Here is a 19,700-nt window from a genome sequence, read left to right as displayed (position 1 = left end):
CCTGCGCATGACGTCCGAGGACGCGTGCTCCGGCCGCGGATCCGGCGGTGGAGGAGAGCCGCGGGCCACGGATCAGGAGGCGGGTGCCGCCACGCGCTCGTCCCGCGGCATCCGCAGCAGCGCGTACGCGGACGCGGCGAGCAGCAGCACCGCGCCCGTCGCGAAGGCGACCGGGTACGAGAACGCGTCCGCGAGGAAGCCGGCGACGAGCGGGCCGACGATGGCACCGAGGTCCGACACCATCGAGAACACCGCGACGGGTCGGCCGCTGCGGGCGCCCGCGGCATCCCCCACGGCTGCGGCCGGCGCGGTGCCCATGAAGGAGGCGGCCGCGCCGTACACGCAGAGCAGCACGGTGAGCACGATCATGTCCGGGGCGAACGGGATCGCGATCATGAGCAGCCCGGCGACCCCGTACGCGCCGATGATCGCCGGCCGCCGGCCGCGCGTGTCCACGAAGCGGGCGGCCGGCGCGAGCGCGAGGGCCTGCACCACGGCGGCGCACGCGAACGCGATGCCGGTGGCCGAGGGATCCGCGCCGATCACGGCCACGACGAGCAGCGGGATCAGCGCGCTGCGGACGCCCATCGACGCCCACCCGTTGCCGAGGTTCGCGAGCAGCGCCGCCCGGTAGCGGGGATCGCGCAGCACGCGGCCGAACGGGATCACGACCTCGTCGGCCCCGGTCGCCGTGACCTCGCGCGTGCGGGGCCGGAGCAGCAGCAGCCCGATGACGCTGGCGACGGCGAGCGTGGCCGCGTAGAAGAAGAAGGGGGCGGTGAGCGAGATGGTCGCCAGCACGGCGCCGAGCGCGGGCCCGGCCATGCCGCCGATGAGGAAGCCGCCCTGGTAGAAGCCGATGGCGCGGGCGCGGCGGGTGGGATCCGTGGAGCCGAGCAGCAGCGTCATCGCGGCCACCGAGAACATCGCCGACCCGATGCCGCCCGCGCCGCGGAGCAGCAGCAGCTGCACGTAGTCCTGCGCCAGGCCGGCGAGCCCCGAGGAGACCGCGACGATCCCGATGCCGACCGCGAGCACCGTGCGCTCGCCGCTCCAGTCGATGAGGCGCGCGACGAACGGGCTCATCACGAACCGCATGAGCGCGAAGGCCGAGATGACCGCGCCGACCTCGAAGCTGCCGACCCCGAAGCTCTCGGCGTAGACGGGCAGCACGGGCACGACCACGCCGAAGCCGACCATCACGAAGAACGCGATGACGCCGAGGACGAGCACGTCGCGCGGGAGCTTCGCGCGCGGGGCCCTGGCGGGGCCGGGGGTGTCGGGCATCGAGCCGTCGCCGGGCTCGGGGGTGCGTGCGGATCCCGCACGTCGGAAGGACCGCATGCGTTCAGCGTACGTCCGCCGGCGCCGCCGCCGGACGTACGCTGCGCGCCCGCGTCACCCCATGTCGGACCCCAGCTCCACCTCCGTGAAGATCGACCCGAGCAGCACGCCCGCGGGCGGCGACGTGTCCTCCCCGAGCTCCGGGAAGCGGTGCGCGAAGACCTCGGCGTCGTCCTCGGGGAAGTACCCGATCGCCTCCCCCGCCGCGAGCGACACCCAGCGGCGCGTGTTCCGCGAGACGCCCCAGACGATCCGGTGGCCGGGCCCGTCGAGGCGGAGCACCGCCTCCACCAGCCGGGCGGCGTCGCCCGCCGACAGCCAGGTCGAGACGCTGCGGGCCTGCGACGGCTCGGGCTCCGCCGTCATGATCCGCACGCTCACCACGACGTGCCCGTGCCGGTCGGCGTACATGCTGCCGAGCCCCTCGAGCAGCACCTTGCTCAGGCCGTAGAACGTGTCGGGTCGCGGCGCGGGCACGTCCTCGCGCGCGGCCTCGGTCGCGGGCAGGAAGCCGACCGCGTGGATGGAGCTGGCCGCGAGGATCCGCGGCACCCCCGCCCGCACGACCGCCTCGTGCACCGCGTGCGCGCCGTCGTTGTTCACGGCCTGGATCGCCTCCCACGGCCGCTCGGCCGCGTGCGCCGCGAGGTGCACCACGAGGTCGGATCCGCGGAACGCCTCCGTGCACGCGTCCACGTCCGTGGTGTCGACGACGGCCGAGGTCTCCCCCGGCGCGAGCGGCGTCGGCGGCTCCACCACGTCGAGCAGCCGCAGCTCGTGCCCGGCCGCGAGGAGCAGCGGGCGGATGCTCGTGGCGATCCGGCCGGATCCTCCCGTGATCGTGATCGTGCCCATGTCGGATCCCCTCGTCATCGTCGACGCGCCGCGCACCGCGGCCGTCCTCCCATCCTGGGCGACGGGCGCCCCGCGCGCAGCCCCGCGCGCCGGATCGTCCGCCGTGAGGTGGACGCGGGGCCGTGTGACGCGCCCGTAGGGTCGGTTCAGTCCCACCGTGGGGACGGCATGGGGGTGCCTGCGTGGAGGGGATCGACACGACCACCGTCGTCGTCGCGACGAGCGATCACATGCACGCCCGGCTCCTGCGCGACGCGCTGGCGCGCGTCGACGACGTCTCCGTCGTGGGCTACGCGCTGGGCACGGACGGGCTGGACGACCTCCTGCTGCTCGCGGAGCCCGAGGTCGTCCTGATGGACCGCGAGCTGTTCGCGTCGCGTGCGGGGCGGGGACGTGATCCCGAGGGCGCGGCCGGGCCCGGGATCCCGCCCCCCCGCGGTCCTGCCTGCGTCGTCGTGTGCGATCCGTTCACGAGCGACGACGGGGCCGGCCTCGTCCGCGAGGGCGCGCACGCGGCGCTGCACCTGCGCGCCCCCGCCGCCGCCCTGGCCGGGGCGCTGCGCGTCGTCGCGGCGGGCGGGTCGGCGGTCGCCGGCGGCGGAGGCGACGGAGGCGACGACGGCGCGGCCCTCGCCTGGGCCGACCTCACATCGCGCGAGCGCGACGTCCTCGAATGCGTGCTGCTCGGCTGGTCGAACGTGGAGATCGCCGACGAGATCACCCTGAGCCCGGAGACGGTGAAGTCGCACGTGGCGGCGCTCATGCGCAAGCTGGAGTGCCGCAACCGCGTCGCGCTCGCCGTGCGCGCCTACCAGATGGGCGCTCGCCCGTGACCCCTGGTCGGGTGATGCATTCCCTCGGGTGGGGGATCCTGGCGTCGCCGCCCCTCCCTAGCGTGGTCCTCGACGTCGCACCCCGATCGGCTCCGGAGCCGATCACCCACCCACGGAAGCGGATGACATGGACACCACTCGCAGGACACGCACCACCCGCCTGACCGCCGCGGCAGTCGCCGGCGCCCTGGTCTTCACCGGCCTCGGCGCCAGCGCTGCCACCGCGGCCCCCGCAACGGGGCCCTCCACCGGATCGACCGTCACGACCGGCACGCCCGTCCTCCTCACGCCGGCCCAGTGGGCGGACGTGGCCGCGCGGGCCAGCGCCCAGGGCGACACCGCGGCCGCCGCGGCAGCGCAGCGCATGGCCGTGCCCGACAAGGGCCAGGTCTCCACGCAGGCGTGGGGTCTGATCGCCAAGAACGCCATCAAGGCCGCCCTGCGGTACGGGAAGCCGTACCTGCCCGCCAAGATCCGGCCGTACGCCGACAAGCTGTACAACCTCATCGACGAGGTCGAGGGCATGGCCGAGGTCGGCATCTTCACCACCCTCACCAGCGCGGGGCTGCCGCCGGACGTCGCGCGCTACGCCGCCCAGTGGATCGTCACCTTCCTCTGATGGGCTGACCGGAGGGGCACGACCCGGGCACGACGACGGACGGCACCGAGGAGGGCACATGGGCACCGCATCCAGGCCGGGCATCACCGGCGGGGCGATCATGCTCCTGCTCTTCCTCGGTGCCGTCTTCGTCGCGTCGCTGCCGATGATCGCGGGGATCTTCGCGGCGGCGCTGCTCCCGCAGACCGGCGGGCTGCGCGACGACGTCGGCACGCCGCACCTCCTGCACCTGCTCTGGATCTACCCCGGGCTGTTCCTCGTCGGCTCCGTCGTCGACGCGGTCGGCAAGCACCTGCGCGGGTCGCGGCCTCGGGGCCCCGTCGGCACCGTCGTCGAGCTCGTGGTGCTCTGCTCCCTCCTCAGCCTCATGCTGGGCGTCTACTTCGCGCGACCGGAGGGCGCCGTGCTCGCGGCGGGCATCGCGTTGCTCCTCTACTGGCCCTTCGTGAAGGGAATGGAGCGCCGGACGGCGCGCCGCGATGCCGAGCAGGACAGCCCTCCGGACGGCATCGCCGCCGGATGAAGCGCCTCCGAGGCGCTCCGCCGCACCCCTAGAGCGGCGCCGCGTCGAACAGCACGCGGGCGCATCCCGCGGCCTCGTCGTGCATGATGCGCGCCCGTACGCCGTAGACGTCGGCGATGAGATCCGGCGTGAGCACCTCGCGCGGATGCCCGCCCGCCACCACGCGACCGGCCTGCAGCACGAGCACGGCGTCGCAGAACATCGCCGCGAGGTTGAGGTCGTGCAGCGCGACCACGGTGGTCACCGGCAGGTCGCGCACGAGCGCCAGCAGCTCCAGCTGGTGGCGGATGTCGAGGTGGTTGGTGGGCTCGTCGAGCAGCAGCTCGCGCGGCTCCTGGGCGAGGGCGCGCGCGATGTGCGCCCGCTGCCGCTCGCCGCCGGAGAGCGTGCGCCACGCCTGGTCGGCCCTGGACTCGAGCCCCACGTGCGCGATGGCCCGGTCGATGGCCGCCTGGTCCTCCGCGGTGTCGCCGCCGAGCAGCGTGCGGTAGGGCGTGCGGCCGAGGCGCACGACGTCGCGCACCACGATGTCGACCTCGGTCTCGCCGTGCTGGGTCACGGTCGCGACCCGGCGCGCGATCTCGCGCCGGCGGATCCCCGCGAGGTCGGCGCCGTCGAGGGTCACGCGGCCGGAGTCCGGCGACGCGGCGCCCTGCAGCAGCTTCAGGAGCGACGACTTGCCCGAGCCGTTCGGGCCGAGGAGCCCGACGGTGGATCCGGGTGCGGGCTCCAGCGTCACGCCGTCGACCACGAGCCGGCCGCCGCGCGACCAGCTGACGGCCCGCGCCTCGAGCGTCATGCGCGCCCTCGGTTCCGCATCAGCAGCAGCATGAAGACGGGGACGCCGACGAGCGCGGTGCCGACGCCGACGGGCAGCGGCGTCGGCGCGAACGCGATCCGGGACACCGCGTCGACCCACACCATGAACACGGCGCCGAGCACGATGGTCGCCGGGACGACGCGCGCGTGCCGCTGGCCGAACACCAGGCGCGCCGCGTGCGGGAGCACCAGGCCGACGAAGCCGATGGCCCCGGCGATGCTCACGAGGGTGGCGGTGAGGAGCGCGGTGACGACCAGGAGGATCGTGCGGGTGCGGCCCACGTGGATCCCGAGCGACGACGCGACCTCCTCGCCGAACGCGAACGCGTCGAGGGAGCGCGCGGAGGCGAGGCACACGACGGCGCCGATCGCGACCACGCCGACGCTGAGGCCGACCTCGTCCCACCGCATGCCCTCGAGCGATCCGAGGAGCCAGAACATGATGCCGCGCGTCTCGTCGGAGTCCGCGAAGGCGAAGACCACGAGAGAGGTGAGCGCGGAGAAGAGCTGCGTGCCGGCGACGCCCGCGAGGATCACGCCCGCCGTGCCGCCCGAGGAGAAGCGCGCGAGCAGCAGCACGAAGCCGAACGCCACGAGCGCCCCGATGAACGCGCCGCCGGACATGCCGATCGCGCCGCCGCCGAGGCCGAGCACCCCGATGAGCACGGCCCCCGTGGATGCGCCCGAGGAGACCCCGAGCACGAACGGGTCCGCGAGCGGGTTGCGCAGCAGCGACTGCAGCACGACGCCGCAGAGGCCGAGGCCCGCGCCGCAGGCCGCCGCGACGAGGGCGCGCGGGAGGCGCTCCTGCCAGACGATGGCGTCCTCGGAGACGCGCACCGGGATCTGCGCGAGCCCTGCGTGGTTGAGCAGGATGTCGCGGACGTTCACGAGCGAGACGTCGGCCGGGCCGAGCGTGACGGCGACGCCCACCGAGAGCGCGACCGCCACGATCCCGAGCGCCACGAGCACCGCAACGCGCAGGGAGTGCGGCAGGCCCATCACGCGCCGCGCGACCGCGGCGAGCGGCGCCCGGCGCGCTCGCGCGGCACGCGGGGCCACGGCGCTCAGAGCCGGTCCCCGCGCGCGTCCCACCAGGCCCGGATCTTCTCGAGCCCGTCCACGAAGCGGATCGACGGGTTCATCTCGGCGCCGTGCAGCGCCACCATCCGGTCCTCCTTCACGGCCGTGAGGTCCCGCGTCAGCGGGTCGGACCTCAGGAAGTCGATCTTGTCCTGCAGCTTGTCGCCGGGGAACCGGTTCCGCTGCAGGTCGCCGAGCACGAGGATGTCGGGGTCGCGGTCCACCACGGTCTCCCAGCCGGTCTGGATGAAGTCGTCGCGCACCTCGGGGAAGGACTCCGTCGCGCCGACCTCGCGCGACAGGATCGCCGTCGCGCCGAAGCCGCCGTTCATGTAGGGCGTCTTGGTGTCGGCGAACCAGTACATGATCTTCGCCCCGCCGAGGTCCACGCCTTCCGTGGCCGCGGCCGCGCGCTGCTGGAGGGAGGAGACGAGCGCCTCGCCGCGGTCCTGCACGTCGAAGACCTCCGCCATCTCGCGGATCTCCTGGTACAGCGCGTCGACCGTGAGCGGCGTGGTGCGCTGGCCGCCCCCGTTGATGCTCACGTCGGAGTCGCAGTCGGTGGGCGAGAGGTAGGAGGGGATGCCCGTCTCGTCGAGCCGGTCGCGCGTGACCACGCCGCCCGTGCCGTAGTGGCGGCCGAAGGACGCGGTGACGAAGTCGGGATCCGCGCCCAAGAGCACCTCGTAGGTGGGCGCGTTGTCGGCGAGGCGCGGCACCTGGGCGTTGGCGTCCGCGAGGGAGTCGAGCACGGGATCCGTCCACGACGCCGTGCCGACCATGCGGTCCTGGAGCCCGAGCGACAGCAGGATCTCGGTGGAGTCCTGGTCGAGCGACACCACGCGCTGCGGCGCCTGGTCGATCGTCACCTCGTGGCCGCAGTTCTGCAGCGTCACCGGGTACGCGGTGGATCCCTCCCCCGCCTCGGCGACGGGTGCGGCCGGCACCTCCTCGGACGCCCCGCATCCGGTGAGGGCGACGAGCGCGAGGCCCGTGACGGCGACGGCGGTGAGGCGGACGAGGGCGCGAGCGCGGGGCATGGGTCTCCTGGGGTCGAGGCCGACGGGCGGCCCGCGGGGAGCCGGGCCGCGGGTAAGCATAGCCTTACCTCACCATGCGGCTCGACCCCCTGTCACCAGGCCGGTCCGGGCTACCCCGCCGACGCATCCGGGGAAGAGCCGGTCCCGTCCGGCAGCCGCACCTCCACCGCCGCGCCCTCGCGCACGAAGACGGGGATCACGTGCAGCGGCGCGTCCGCGATCACCCGCTGCCCGCCCTCGTGCCGCGCGCCCGTCGACGCCTCGATCCACGCGGTGCCGGAAGGCAGGTGCACGCTCCTGGCCCGGGCGCCCGCCTCGAGCACGGGCGCCACGAGCACGTCGGCGCCGAGCATGTACTGGTCTCCGAGCGTCCAGCTCGCGGCGTCGTCGGGGAACACGTGGAACATGCCGCGCATCACGGGCTGGCCGTCCTCGTGCGCCTCGCGCATCACGTCGCGGAGGTACGGACGCAGCGACTCGCGCAGGTGCACGTACCCGGCGAGGATCCCGTAGACCTCCTCGCCGAAGCTCCAGAGCTCGTTCGCGGACCCCGTCGGCGCCCGGCGGGATCCGTCGGCCGCGCGCACCTCGACGCTCGGCCCGCGGTCGCCGTGCAGCCGCATCACGGGCGAGAACGCCCCGAACTGGAACCAGCGCACGAGCAGCTCGTGGAAGGCCGGGTCGTCGGTGCGGGCGCCCGCGAAGCCGCCGATGTCGGTCGTGAACCACGGGATCCCGGCGACGCCCATGTGGATCCCCGCGGTCACCTGCCGCGCCAGCGCCTCGAACGTGGAGTGGATGTCGCCCGACCAGACGAGCGCGCCGTACCGCTGGCTGCCGGCCCACGCCGCGCGCACCAGGTCGACGCCCGCCTCCTCGCCCGCCTGGATCCGCCCCTCGTGCAGCGCGCGCGAGAACATCTGCGGGTACACGTTGCCGACCCTCACGTTGGGACCCGCGTGGTACCTGTAGTTGTCGTAGTCGTAGACGCCGTACTCGGGCTCGGCCTCGTCGAGCCAGAACAGCCGGATCCCGTGCGAGCCGTAGTTGCGCTGCACCGTCTCCCAGAGGAAGCGGCGCGCGTCCGGGTTGGTCACGTCGATGAACGCGCTCGGCCCCTCGAACTGCATCTGCACGTCGATGCCGCGCTCGCTGCGCACGAGGAGGTTCTCCTTCTTGATGCGCGCGTAGTTCTCCGACTCGAGCGACACCTGCGGCCAGATGGAGACCATGAGCTCGATGCCCATCGAGCGGAGCTCCTCGACCATCGCGGTCGGATCCGGCCAGAACTCCTCCTCGAAGCGGAGGTCGCCCATCTTCGGCCAGTGGAAGAAGTCGGCGACGATCACGTCCATCGGCAGGCCTCGGCGGGTGTGCTCGCGCGCCACCTCGAGGAGCTGCTCCTGGTTCCAGTAGCGGAGCCGGCACTGCCAGAAGCCGAGGCCGTGCTCGGGCATCATCGGCGCGGATCCGGTGGCCCGGGCGTACGCGCGGCTGATGTCGGAGGGGGTGTCGCCCGCGGTGATCCAGTAGTCGAGCTGCTCACTCGTCTCGGCCGTCCACTCGATGCGGTTCGCCGCGAACGTCGCGCGGCCGATCGCCGGGTCGTGCCAGAGGAACCCGTAGCCGCGGCTCGACATCACGAACGGCACGCTCGCCTGCGAGTTGCGGTGGGCGAGCTCGAACGTGGATCCGGCGAGGTCGAGGATGTCCTGCTGGTACAGCCCCATCCCGTACAGCCTCTCGTCGGGCCCGGTCGCGAACGAGGCCGTGATCCGGAAGTCGCCGCCGAGGTGCGGCCGCTGCTCGCGCGCCTGGAGATGCAGCGCGCCGCCCGTGCCGATCTCCTCCAGCAGCACGTCGCCGTGGCGGTCGAGGAAGGTCACGTGGCAGCGGTTCTCCTCGTACCCCGTCTGGTAGCCGTAGGAGGACTCGGAGACGAGCACGGCCGTGATGCCGCCGTGCGTGATCCGCGCCGTCGTCCCGTCGACCTCGATGCGCGCGCGCTCCTCCGGCTGCGGCAGGAGGGCCCAGTCGGCGTCCTGCACGGGCGCCATGATGCGCGAGCGCACGCGGAGGCTGTCGGGCCCCCACGGCTCCACGACGAGGGTCTCCCCGTCGCCGCGCCACACGAGGCGCGTCCCGTCCGTCGTGAAGTGCTGGTCGTCGTCGATCATGCGTGGTCGTCCTCGGTGTCGTGGTGCGTCGGATCGTGTGCTGGTGCCCGGGTTCGGCGCCGGGCCCGCCGCGCTCAGTCCTTCACGGCACCGGCCGTGACGCCCGCGGCGACGAACCGCTGCGCGACGACGAGCAGCACGGCCGCGGGGATGGACGCGATGACGGCGGTCGCCATGATCCCGTTCCAGTTCGTCGTCGTGGACCCGATGTAGCGGTACAGCCCGAGCGTGAACGGCACGATGCTGTTGCCCGACGTGAGCGAGTTCGCGTTGAGGAAGTCGGCCCACGCGAACAGGAACGAGAACAGCGCCGCCGTGACGATGGCGTTCCGGCTGAGCGGCACGACGATGGAGACGAAAGCGCGCCAGCTCGTGGCGCCGTCGATGCGGGCGGCCTCGAGCAGCTCGTCGGGGATCCCGAGCATGAACGCGCGCAGCACGATCACGGCGAACGGGACCGACGCGGTGGCGTCGGCGAGGATCAGACCCGGGTACGTGTTCAGCAGCCCGAGCGCGTTGTAGATCGCGAACAGGGCAGTGACGAGCACGATGCCCGGGATCATCTGCGCGAGCAGGAACACGAACATCACCGCGCCCGTGCCCCGCACCTTGAACTTCGCCATCGCGTAGGCCGCGGGCAGCGAGATCGCGAGCGTGAGGATCACGCAGCCGATCGAGATGACGAGGCTCGTCACCAGGTTCGGCAGCTGCGTCGAGATGGCCTGCGCGTACCCGTCGAGCGTGGGATCCGCGGGGAACAGGCTCGGGGTGCTCGAGATGAGGTCCTGGGGCTTCGTCAGCGAGACGTTGAGCATCCAGTAGAGCGGGAACAGCAGGACCGCGCAGATGGCGAGGCCGATGGCGGCGTTCGTCCACCGGCGGACCGGGGTGTCGATGGTGTTCACGACTGCGCCTCCTTGCGCTGGGCCCGCACGTAGACGAGGCCGAAGACGAGGGCGACGACCACGAGGATCTCGCCGGCCGCGGCGCCCACGCCGAAGTCGAGGTCGGTGAACGACTTCTCGTAGGCCCACGTGCTGAGGGTGTGCGAGCTGTTGGCGGGGCCGCCCTTGGTGAGGATCCAGATCACGTCGAAGACCTTGATCGTGTAGACGAGGCCGAGCAGCAGCGTCACCGCCGTGACGGGACGCAGCAGCGGCCAGGTGATGCTGCGGAAGGTGCGCCAGCGGCCGGCGCCGTCGAGCGCGGCGGCCTCGTAGAGGTTCTCCGGGATGCCCTGCAGACCGCCGTACAGCAGGATCATGTTGAACGGGATCCCGAGCCAGATGTTGGCGATGATCACCGACCACAGCGAGACCGACGGGTCGCTCAGCCAGCCGATCGGCGTGCCGAGCGCGGCGTTGATGATGCCGAACTGCTGGTCGAACATCCACCGCCAGGCCGTCGCCGAGACGATGAGCGGCAGCAGCCACGGCAGCAGGATCAGCGACCGGAACGTCGTGGACAGCGGGAACCTGCGGGTGAAGAACACCGCGAGCGCGAGCCCGATGGCGAACTGCCCCGCGAGCGAGACCACGGTGAAGACGACCGTGTGCCAGGCGATGGTCGCGAACAGGCTGTCGGTGAGGATCGTCACGTAGTTCTGGAACCCGACGTACGGCGCCTCGCCCGTGACGAACGCGCGCGGCCCGTACTCCTGCAGGCTCAGCAGGAAGCCGCGGATGATCGGGTAGACGAAGAAGATCGCGAGGAACGCGACGACCGGCGCCATGAAGCCGACGGCGGCGACGACGCTCACCGTGCGGTACGGCCGGCGGCGCGGAGGCCGCCCGTCGGCCGGGCCATCCGCCCCCGCGCCCCGGGTGGGGGCGAGGGGGCGGTCGATCACGCGGCCGCTCACTTCTTGAGCGTCGCCGCGGCGTCGTCGAGCGCGTCCTGGGGCGACTTGCTCCCGGTGAGCGCCTCCTGGATCGCCTGGTACAGCGCCTTCGAGGTGTCCGGGTAGGCGATGCCGAGGTCGGCGGTGCGGCCCTGCGCGACCGACACGGCGTCGACCCACGGCACGAGCTCCGGGTCCGACGACGCCTGCTCGGCGGCCGCGTCGGCGTACGGGGAGATGTACGACTGCCCGGCGGTCCAGTCGGCGAGGTTGGCCGGGTCGATCATGCACTGCGCGAACTCCGCGGCGGCATCCTGCTTCGCCTGGTCGCTCACCACGACCTCGACGAACTCGCCGCCGAGCGGGCTGGGCGCGGCGCCGCCGTCCGCCGCGGGGAGCGGGACGACGCCGTAGGGGAGCCCCGCCTCGTCCAGCGCGGAGAGCTGCCACGTGCCGTTGACCATCATCGCGAGCTTCCCGGCGAGGAACTGGTCGCGGATGTCCTGCTGGTTGGCGTTGACGTTGGCGCTCGACGCCTGGCCGCCCTCCACCAGGTCGGTCCAGAGGGTGAGCGCGCGGACGGCCTCGGGCGAGGAGATGTCGGAGAGGTCGGCTCCGGCTCCCCAGAAGAACGGGAGGAACTGGAACGTGCCCTCCTCGGTGCCGATCGCGGAGAAGCCGAGGCCCTGCACGTCGCCCTGGGTGGTCTTCGCGGCGGCGTCCTGGAGGCTCGCCCAGTCGGTGGGCGGCTCGACGCCCGCGGCCTGCAGCAGGTCCGTGTTGTAGAAGAGCGCGAGGGTGTTGGCGCCGATCGAGGATCCGTAGGTCTTCCCGTCGTACTGGCCGGCGGCGAGCACGTTGGGCAGCACCGCGGAGGTGTCTAGACCCGACTCGTCGTTCGGCACGAGGAGGCCGGTGTCGGCGAACCGCGCGATGGCCGGGTTGTCGAGCACGATGAGGTTCGGCGTGGTCTTCGACGACGCGGCCTGCAGGAACTTCGTCTCGTTGTCGGGGTTCTGCGTGCGCTCGATGGTGATGCCGGTGCTCGTCTCGCAGCCGCTGATGAGCTTCCCGTACGGCGAGGACGCGTCGTACTGGGTGAAGCTGTCCCAGAGGGTGAGCGAGGACGCGTCCGAGCCGCCCCCTCCCCCCGTGGAGCAGCCGGTGAGGGCCAGGCCTGCGGTGACGACGGCGGTGGCCGCCAGGGCGGTGCGGGTGCGTGTCTTGTTCACGGTATTCCTCTCTGAATACGTACCTGTGCGCCCGGGTCCGTCTCCGTCCGCGGCGGCGATGCCGGGAGGAGCGGCCCGTGACGGCGGCTTGTCGGCGAGCCTAGGAGTTTTGGAGAACCGGTTCAACACTTTCGGCGAACCGGTTCTCCATCCGTGATCTCGCGGCTAGGCGCGTGAGGTCGGTGCCACCGTCGGCGGGCGTCGGCGCGGGCGGGATCCCGGCGGATCAGGCGCGCGCGGACGCGGAGCGGAAGGCCGTCCCGCCCACGCCGGGCACGTGCGGCCCGGTGGATCCGAGGTCGCCCAGCACCGCGGGCAGCAGCTCGACGACGCCGGGCTCCGCCGTGCCCGCGAGCTCGTCGACGGCGAGGCCGATGGCGCGACGCACCATCTCGTCGCCGGGGAGGTCGATCACCGTGAGCGGCAGCGCGGACGCGCGCATGACCACCTCGGGCGCGACCGTGATGAGCGAGCAGTCCTCGGGGATCCGGACGCCGCGCGCCCGCAGCGCCGCCGCGATCGGCTCGAGCTCGCCCGGCGTGTGCGCGACGATCGCGCTCGCGCCGGGGAGGGCGTCGCGCGCGGCGTCGAGCCACCGCTCCGCCGCGTCGTCGCCGACCGCGGAGGGGACGATGGCGCCCTCGATCCCGTGGTGCGCGCACCGCTGCGCGAAGCCGCGTCGGAAGCGCACCGCGAAGCCCATCTCCGTCTCGGCGGCCGGCGCGTTCGAGCCGAGCAGCGCGATCTCCCGGTGCCCGAGCGCGACCAGGTGGTCGACGGCGACGCGGCCCGCCTCCTCGAAGTCGAGGTCCACCGCGCTGAACGCGGACGGCCGGCCGGGGTGCCCGACGAGGACGGTGGGGAGGCCGATGGCCTGGAGCACGGGGATCCGCGGGTCGTCGTCGCGGATGTCCATCACGACGAGCGCGTCGGCGAGCACGTCCCCCCGCAGCTCGTCCTCGCCCTTGCCCATGATGAGCAGGTCGAAGCCGCGCAGGTTGGCCTCGTACATGCCGGCCCGGACGAAGCGCATGAACACCTCGATGTCCGACTCCCGGGACGCCGGGTCGATGGAGGCGAGGAAGCCGAGGATGTTGGTGCGGCGGAGCGCGAGGGCGCGGGCCGCGGGATCCGGCCGGTAGCCGAGCTTCGAGACGCTCGCGAGCACGCGCTCCCGGGTGGCGTCGGGCAGCTTCTTCTTGCCGGAGAGCACGTAGGAGACCGTGCTGCGCGCGACGCCCGCGTCGGCAGCGACGTCGCGGATGGTCACCATGCGCTCAGGCTACCCAGCATCCGAGGGCGCGTTCGTCGCTATCGGGAGGCCTCGCGCGACCCCGTCGACCCGCGCACCCGCAGCTCGAAGCCCATGGTCTCGGTGCGGAAGGGGCCCGCGTCCGCGCCCCGTTCGATCCGCTCGGCCAGCATCTCGACAGCGCGGCGCGCGATGGCCCGGCGGCCGGGCGACACCGTGGTGAGCGGCGGCTGCGCGAATCGCGAGTCCTCCGTGTCGTCGAGGCCCGCGACGGCGACGTCCTCCGGGACGCGGATGCCGCGCTCCTGGAGCATCCACTGGGCGCCGAGCGCGAGGGAGTCGTTGAAGCCGAACACGGCGTCGACCTCGACGCCGTCGTCGAGGAGGCGGGCCATCGCGGCGGCGCCGGACTCCCGGCGCCAGGGGCCGGGATCCACCTGGAGGCGCGGGTCGAGCGCGATGCCGGCCGCGGTCAGCGCGTCCTCGGCGCCGCGGAGCCGGAGCGCGGATCCCGACGGCTCGTCCGCGTCGCGCACGCCGATGAGCGCGATCCGCCGCCGGCCGGTCTCCACGAGGTGCGCGACCGCGGCGCGCGCGGCGTCGCGGTCGGCGATGAGCACCTGGTCCGCGAGCCCCTCGAGGAAGCGCTGGCCGATCATCACGAGCGGCACGTTCAGGTCGATGAGGCCCGCGTCCTCCTGGTGCAGGGCGAGCGGCTCGTAGATCACGCCGTCGAGCACCTGGCGGTGCAGTCCCGAGAGCGCGCCGATCTCGCGGTCGCGCCGGCCCGCCGTGGTCTCGACGAGCACGCTGAGGCCGAGCTCGTCGGCCGCGTCGATGACGTCCTGCGCGAGCGGCGCGAGGTAGGCGCTGTCGAGCTCGGGGATCACGAGCGCGATCATGCGCGACCGGCCGGAGCGCAGGTTCCGGGCCGACGCGTTCATCCGGTACCCGAGCTCGGCGACGGCCGCCTCGATCCGCGCCCGCGTCTCGTCGCGCATGTACGGGTAGCCGTTGAAGAAGTTGCTGACGGTCTTGATGGAGACGCCGGCGGCCTTCGCGACGTCGCTCATCGTGGCCGCCATCCGCTCCCCCTCGTGTCGCCGTCCGCCGCCGGTCCCTGGCGGGCCGGCGCACACAGCGCCCAGCCTCGCACGCCGGGCGTCCGGGCGCTGTGGCGCCGTGGCCCGGGGGCGGTCGTCACCGGCGGTCGGACATCACGCGCGTCTCGCTCGGCGTCGAGCATGTCGACGAGCACCGTCGATCGCGTCGGACGGCTGATCGCGAGCACGTGCCGTCGAGAGGCAGCCGGCACGTCCAGGACGGCCCCGCTCCCCCGGTCCGCACCCATGACCGTCAGGCTGGCTGCCGTTCGATGAACGCTGCCATCCACGGGACGGTGAAGGCGATGCGTCCGTGTTCGGGCGCGTAGATGATGCCCTTGTCGGTGAGGTTCTGGCGGATCTTGCTGAGGCGCTGGGTGGTGCGGTCGAGGCGGCGTGCCACGTCGGCGGTCTTCGATCCGGTGTCGCCGTCGGCGGCCATGGCGCGGAGGTACTCCTTCTCGAGCGGCGTGGCCCGGTCCCAACGGGTGCGGTAGAAGCCGTCGTCGAGGTGCCGGAGGGCCAGCTCAGCGCCGTTCTGGGCGTCGTCCCGGGAGATCGGAGATGACGCGGCCTCGAGCCACGCCTCCGAGCCGTGCTCCTGGAGGAAGTAGGGGTACCCGCCGGTGAGCGTCACCACGAGTTCGATGGCGTCGTCGGTCCAGGTGACGCCCTCGTCGCTGGCGGGGACCGTGAGGGCTGCCGCGGCGGCTTCCGGTTCGAGCTCGCGGATGTTGCGGTACTGGAACAGGCGCTCGGAGTAGGACTTGGCCTCGGCGAGGCGGGTGGGGAGGCTCGGCAGCCCGGCGAGGACGAAGAGGATGGGCGCCTGTCGCTGGGATGCCCGGTGGGCGACGGCGCAGATGGCCACGAGCTCGTCGGGGGTGAGGTCCTGGGCCTCGTCGATGAGGATGGCGAGGCCGAGACCGTCGTCGCGGACCGCGCCGAGGATGCCGTCGACGACGGTGGTGAGGTCGAGTTCGATGTCGCCGGAGTCGGCCAGCTCGGCTTCGACGTCGTCGAGCGTGAGCCCGAAGGTGGTGGTGCCGTCGGCGTCCACGCGTGCGGAGAACGAGAGGGCGGTCTTCAGCGCGCGGAGGAAGGGCCGCTTCCGGTTCCGTCGGGCGATGCGGGCGACGTGGCCCTGGAGGGCGGAGGCGAGAGCGCCGCGCATGGACGTCCCGGCGGCGGCTTCGATCTGGGCGACGACCCATCCCGCGTTCTCGGCCTCACCGGACATCTCGCTGAGCAGCACGGTCTTGCCGACGCCACGGAGCCCGTAGAGGACGAGGGAGCGGGGAGCTCGTCCGGCTGCGGCGCGTGCCACCGAGATCCGCCAGGTCTCGAGCTCGGCGTCGCGGCCGACGAGTGCGGGCGGTCGTGCGCCGGCACCCGGCGCGTAGGGGTTGGAGGTGCTGTCCATGCGGATCTCCCTTCTTCTCCCCGTGTCTGTCAGATCTTGACAGACAACGGGATATCTCGGGAGAACTGCGTCAGTACGACGGCGAGACGCGACCGGGCAGCGGATGCCGTCGCCGCCCCGGAAAGGCGCTGACCCCGTCTCCTGACGCGGTCGCATCCCCTGTGCGGCGGAGCGAGCAGCCGCCTACGCCCGAGGTCGAGGGTCGCGGGGTTCGCGTGCAGGCCTACGGCGGCAGCGACGTCGCCTTCACCGTGGGCATCGTCGCCGTCGATCCAGGTGCTGTGGCCCGTGGCGCAGTGGGCGCATTGCGGGACGTGGCCCACTGGGCTCGGACCACCTGCGCGATGGCCACGGTGGCGGCAGGCGCCCCTACTTCACGGCGCCGCTGATGAGCCCGGCCACGTAGTACCGCTGCAGCAGCAGGTACAGCACGACGCACGGGATCACCGTGACGGCGACACCCGTCTGCATCAGCCCCCAGTCGACCGCGTTGTTCTGGCCGGCCGAGAGGATGTTGAGGCTCACCGGCAGCGTGTAGAGGCTCTGGTCGGTGATGAGGATGAGCGTCGCGAAGAAGTCGTTCCACGCCGAGAAGAAGGTGAGGAGCGCGGTCGACACGATGCCGGGGATCGCGATGGGCAGCATCACCCGGCCCATCGCCTGCAGCGGCGTGTTCCCGTCGATGAGCGCCGCCTCCTCGAGGCTCGCGGGCACCGCGGCGAACGAGTTCCGCATCAGGAAGATGCCGAACGGCAGGTTGAACGTGGCGAGCACGAGCGCGAGGCCGACGAGGCTGTTGTCGAGGTCCAGCTCGATGAGCGTCAGGAACAGCGGCGTGATGATCGCCTGGAACGGGATCATGAACGTGATCAGCACGACGAAGAACACCACGTCGCTCCCCCGGAACGGCAGCCGCGCGAAGGCGTAGCCGGCGAGGGTCGAGACCACGATCGTGATCGCCGTCACCAGCAGCGACACGAAGACGCTGTTCCGGAGGCTCGTCAGGAGGTCGAGCCCGCCGGTCGGCGTGAGGAGCCGCTGCACGTTGCCGAAGCCGATCGAGCCGTCCTGCGCGGTGAGCGCGGTGCCGAGCATGATCCCGAGCGGGTAGAGGAAGAGGAGCGCGACGCAGCCGCACGCGACGTACCAGGCGAGGCGCGGCATGGAGGCGCGCACGGCGCCGAGGCCGCGGGCGTCGCGGTCGCGGACGGCACGGGTCGGGGGCGCGCCCTCGGCGCAAGCGGAGGAGGCGGGGCGGGCGGGGGCGGAGGTGCTCATGAGTGGTCCGAGTTCCGGAGGAGCAGCATCTGGGCTGCGCTGACGAGGCCGAGGACGACCATGAGGATGATGGAGAGCGCGGCCCCGTAGCCGAGGTCGAGCCGGATGAACGAGGAGCGGTAGATCTCGTAGACCGCCGTGATGGTGCCGTTGTCCGGCCCGCCCGCGGTCATGATGTAGAACTGGTCGAACGCCAGCAGCGACCCGGCCACGCTGAACACCAGCACGAGCGCGAGGGTCGGCCGCAGCAGCGGCAGCGTGATGTGGAAGAACCGCTGCCAGCGCGTGGACCCGTCCACCTCGGCCGCCTCGTTCACCTCCTGCGGGATCGACTGGAAGCCCGACAGCAGGAGCAGCATCTGCAGCCCCGCGGACTTCCACGCGACCATGCTCACGACCACGAGGAACGCGGTCACGGATCCGCCGAACATGTTCGTCGACACGTCCACGAGCCCGACCCCTGCGAGCGCCTTCATGGTCGGCCCGATCACCGGCTGCCACATGAAGAGGAAGAGGTAGCTCGCGGAGGCGAGGCCGACGACGACGGGCAGGAAGAAGATCGACTGGAAGATCCGGGCCGTGCGGGTGCGGCGCTGAATGAGGAGCACCAGCACGAGGCCGATCACGAGGAGCACCGGGGTCACGACCGCCGTGTAGACCAGCGTGAAGCCGACCGCCTCGAGGAACGCCTGGTCCTGGAACGCCTCGACGTAGTTCGCGAGCCCCGTGAAGGCGCGGTTGCCGAGCAGCGGCCAGGTGTACGTGCTCATCGCGATGGTGCGCATCAGCGGCCAGATGAAGAACGTGACGAGCATCACGAGGGCGGGCAGCACCAGGAGGATCCCGGTGCGGCGCCGCCTCCTCGCCATGCCGCCGCGGTCGCGCACCGCGCTGCGGGCCGGGGACGCGACGGCGCCCTCCAGCCGGGTGATCACGGGTGCGGTCACTTCTCGTCCTCCTCGACGTAGACGACGGAGTCGAGGATGCGCTGCGCCTCGGCCTGGGCCTCGCGCTGCGCCTCCGGGATCCCGCCGCCGAACACGGACTGCGAGATCAGGTTGACCCAGACCCCGTTGTTGTCGTTGAACAGCTCGTTCTCGACCGGGCTGAACGGCACGTGGCCGACCCGGAGCGCGTCCGCGAAGACGGAGTAGCGCGGGTCCTGCGGCACGTAGACCTCGTCGAGCAGGTCGGTGCGGATGGGGACGACCGACTGCTCGGCGAGGATCGTCTGCGCCTCCTCGCCCGTCGCCCACTCGACGAACTCCCACGCCGCGTCGACGTCGTCCGAGCCCTCGAGGATGGTGAGGGTGTCGCCGCCGCCGAAGGACGCGGATCCGCCGTCCTTCCCGGGCAGCGGGGTGACGCCGAAGTCGACCTTCCCGCCCGCGACGAGCGAGCCCATGGTGGCGGTGCCGTCGGCGATCATGCCGACGGTGCCCTGCTGGAACGCGGTCGCGGTGTTGGGGCCCGCGTCGGTGCGCGCCAGGGACGGCATGCTGCCGTCGGTCCACATGCCGCGCATCAGCTCGAGGGCCTCCGTAACCTCCGGGCTGTCGAGCGTGGCGGTGCGGCCGTCGGCCGAGAGCACGTCGCCGCCGCCGCCCCAGATCAGCGGCGTGAAGCCGAAGATGAGGCAGCCGCCGCACGCGCCGGGGATGGAGTAGCCGTAGGTGCTGTCGCCGAGCTCGGTGATCGCCTTCGCGGCGGCGCGGATCTCCGCGTGCGTCGACGGCGGATCCTCCGGGTCGAGCCCGGCCTCGGCGAAGAGCGTCTTGTTGTAGAAGAGGACGGACGCGTCGCCGGTGAACGGCACGGCGTAGGTGCGGTCGTCGAACACCGAGACCGACGCGTGCGCGGGGCTGAAGTCGTCCGCGTAGCCGAGCGCGTCGACGCGGTCGGTGATGTCGACCAGCGCGCCGGCCTGCGCGAAGTACGGCGTGAAGACGAGGTCGAGCGCGGCCACGTCCGGCGGGTCGCCGCCGGCGATGGAGGTCGCGAGCTTCTGCACGTAGCTGGGCGACGGCACGAGCGTGATCTCGACCTGCGTCTCGTGCGTCGCGTTGTACGCCTCGGCGAGCGGCTCGACGAGCGCCTTCTCGTAGTCGCGGATCCAGAGCGTGACGGTGCCGTCGTCGGCGTCGCCCGCTCCCGCGGAGCATCCGGTGAGCGCGAGGCCCGTGATCATGAGGGTCGCCGCGGCGCCCAGCCTCGTCGTGGTCCGCTTCATCGCGCTCCTCGTGTCCGTGACGTGTCGGCCCCGAGAGGCTCGGCCCGGA

18 protein-coding genes are annotated in these 19,700 nt (G+C 72.5%); 3 read left to right on the top strand and 15 right to left on the bottom strand.

The features are described 5' to 3' along the window. Positions 1-72 precede the first annotated feature (72 nt). A complete protein-coding gene (locus BFL37_RS10535) occupies positions 73-1,344 on the bottom strand; it encodes an MFS transporter (protein WP_241533958.1) in 1,272 nt (423 codons plus the stop codon). Positions 1,345-1,398: 54 nt separating this feature from the next. Then, positions 1,399-2,199, bottom strand: a complete 801-nt coding sequence (locus BFL37_RS10530) for an NAD-dependent epimerase/dehydratase family protein (RefSeq protein ID WP_086515314.1) — start codon at positions 2,197-2,199, stop codon at positions 1,399-1,401. Positions 2,200-2,381: 182 nt separating this feature from the next. On the opposite strand from BFL37_RS10530, the gene BFL37_RS10525 reads away from it, so the two are divergent. The 3 genes from BFL37_RS10525 to BFL37_RS10515 all read left to right on the top strand — a co-directional run bounded on the left by BFL37_RS10525 (position 2,382) and on the right by BFL37_RS10515 (position 4,174). Further along, on the top strand, positions 2,382-3,032 hold the full coding sequence (locus tag BFL37_RS10525; protein ID WP_086515068.1) for a helix-turn-helix transcriptional regulator: 651 nt from the start codon (positions 2,382-2,384) through the stop codon (positions 3,030-3,032). A 127-nt stretch (positions 3,033-3,159) separates the two neighbouring features. Continuing rightward, positions 3,160-3,651 (top strand): hypothetical protein, encoded by a 492-nt coding sequence (locus BFL37_RS10520; RefSeq protein WP_086515067.1) that lies wholly within the window; start codon positions 3,160-3,162, stop codon positions 3,649-3,651. A 58-nt stretch (positions 3,652-3,709) separates the two neighbouring features. Beyond that, positions 3,710-4,174 (top strand): hypothetical protein, encoded by a 465-nt coding sequence (locus BFL37_RS10515; protein ID WP_086515066.1) that lies wholly within the window; start codon positions 3,710-3,712, stop codon positions 4,172-4,174. Positions 4,175-4,202: 28 nt separating this feature from the next. Here the strand turns inward: BFL37_RS10515 and BFL37_RS10510 are convergent, their stop codons facing one another. From BFL37_RS10510 to BFL37_RS10450, 13 genes are all read right to left on the bottom strand, one after another. Then, positions 4,203-4,973, bottom strand: a complete 771-nt coding sequence (locus BFL37_RS10510; protein ID WP_086515065.1) for an ABC transporter ATP-binding protein — start codon at positions 4,971-4,973, stop codon at positions 4,203-4,205. Continuing rightward, positions 4,970-5,995: a FecCD family ABC transporter permease gene (locus tag BFL37_RS10505; protein ID WP_172403809.1), complete on the bottom strand. Its 1,026-nt coding sequence runs from the start codon at positions 5,993-5,995 to the stop codon at positions 4,970-4,972. The genes BFL37_RS10510 and BFL37_RS10505 overlap by 4 nt, the downstream gene beginning before the upstream one ends. 65 nt (positions 5,996-6,060) lie before the next feature. After that, positions 6,061-7,116 (bottom strand): ABC transporter substrate-binding protein, encoded by a 1,056-nt coding sequence (locus BFL37_RS10500; RefSeq protein WP_086515063.1) that lies wholly within the window; start codon positions 7,114-7,116, stop codon positions 6,061-6,063. Between the two features lie 110 nt (positions 7,117-7,226). After that, positions 7,227-9,293, bottom strand: coding sequence for a glycoside hydrolase family 31 protein (locus BFL37_RS10495; RefSeq protein WP_086515062.1), 2,067 nt, complete (start codon positions 9,291-9,293; stop codon positions 7,227-7,229). Positions 9,294-9,367: 74 nt separating this feature from the next. After that, positions 9,368-10,198 carry a carbohydrate ABC transporter permease gene (locus tag BFL37_RS10490; RefSeq protein WP_086515061.1) on the bottom strand — a complete coding sequence of 277 codons (831 nt, stop codon included), beginning with the start codon at positions 10,196-10,198 and terminating at the stop codon, positions 9,368-9,370. Next, on the bottom strand, positions 10,195-11,154 hold the full coding sequence (locus tag BFL37_RS10485; protein WP_172403795.1) for a carbohydrate ABC transporter permease: 960 nt from the start codon (positions 11,152-11,154) through the stop codon (positions 10,195-10,197). The genes BFL37_RS10490 and BFL37_RS10485 overlap by 4 nt, the downstream gene beginning before the upstream one ends. Further along, entirely contained in the window at positions 11,151-12,365 is a 1,215-nt protein-coding gene (locus tag BFL37_RS10480) for an extracellular solute-binding protein (protein ID WP_172403794.1), read from the bottom strand. The genes BFL37_RS10485 and BFL37_RS10480 overlap by 4 nt, the downstream gene beginning before the upstream one ends. A gap of 226 nt (positions 12,366-12,591) precedes the next feature. Further along, on the bottom strand, positions 12,592-13,638 hold the full coding sequence (locus BFL37_RS10475) for a LacI family DNA-binding transcriptional regulator (protein WP_086515059.1): 1,047 nt from the start codon (positions 13,636-13,638) through the stop codon (positions 12,592-12,594). A gap of 38 nt (positions 13,639-13,676) precedes the next feature. Further along, positions 13,677-14,702 carry a LacI family DNA-binding transcriptional regulator gene (locus BFL37_RS10470; RefSeq protein WP_241533957.1) on the bottom strand — a complete coding sequence of 342 codons (1,026 nt, stop codon included), beginning with the start codon at positions 14,700-14,702 and terminating at the stop codon, positions 13,677-13,679. Between the two features lie 271 nt (positions 14,703-14,973). After that, entirely contained in the window at positions 14,974-16,143 is a 1,170-nt protein-coding gene (locus BFL37_RS10465) for an ATP-binding protein (RefSeq protein WP_086515058.1), read from the bottom strand. Between the two features lie 369 nt (positions 16,144-16,512). Further along, positions 16,513-17,421, bottom strand: coding sequence for a carbohydrate ABC transporter permease (locus BFL37_RS10460; protein WP_241533956.1), 909 nt, complete (start codon positions 17,419-17,421; stop codon positions 16,513-16,515). After that, positions 17,418-18,368: a carbohydrate ABC transporter permease gene (locus BFL37_RS10455; RefSeq protein WP_241533955.1), complete on the bottom strand. Its 951-nt coding sequence runs from the start codon at positions 18,366-18,368 to the stop codon at positions 17,418-17,420. The genes BFL37_RS10460 and BFL37_RS10455 overlap by 4 nt, the downstream gene beginning before the upstream one ends. Next, positions 18,365-19,651, bottom strand: coding sequence for an ABC transporter substrate-binding protein (locus tag BFL37_RS10450; protein ID WP_086515057.1), 1,287 nt, complete (start codon positions 19,649-19,651; stop codon positions 18,365-18,367). Before BFL37_RS10450 ends, BFL37_RS10455 begins: the two co-directional genes overlap by 4 nt. Positions 19,652-19,700: the final 49 nt, after the last annotated feature.

Source organism: Clavibacter michiganensis (assembly GCF_002151125.1).
In the GTDB taxonomy this organism is placed as follows: domain Bacteria; phylum Actinomycetota; class Actinomycetes; order Actinomycetales; family Microbacteriaceae; genus Clavibacter; species Clavibacter michiganensis_C.
Note: the sequence above shows the minus strand (reverse complement) of the source record. Positions and strands in the feature narration are given on the sequence as shown.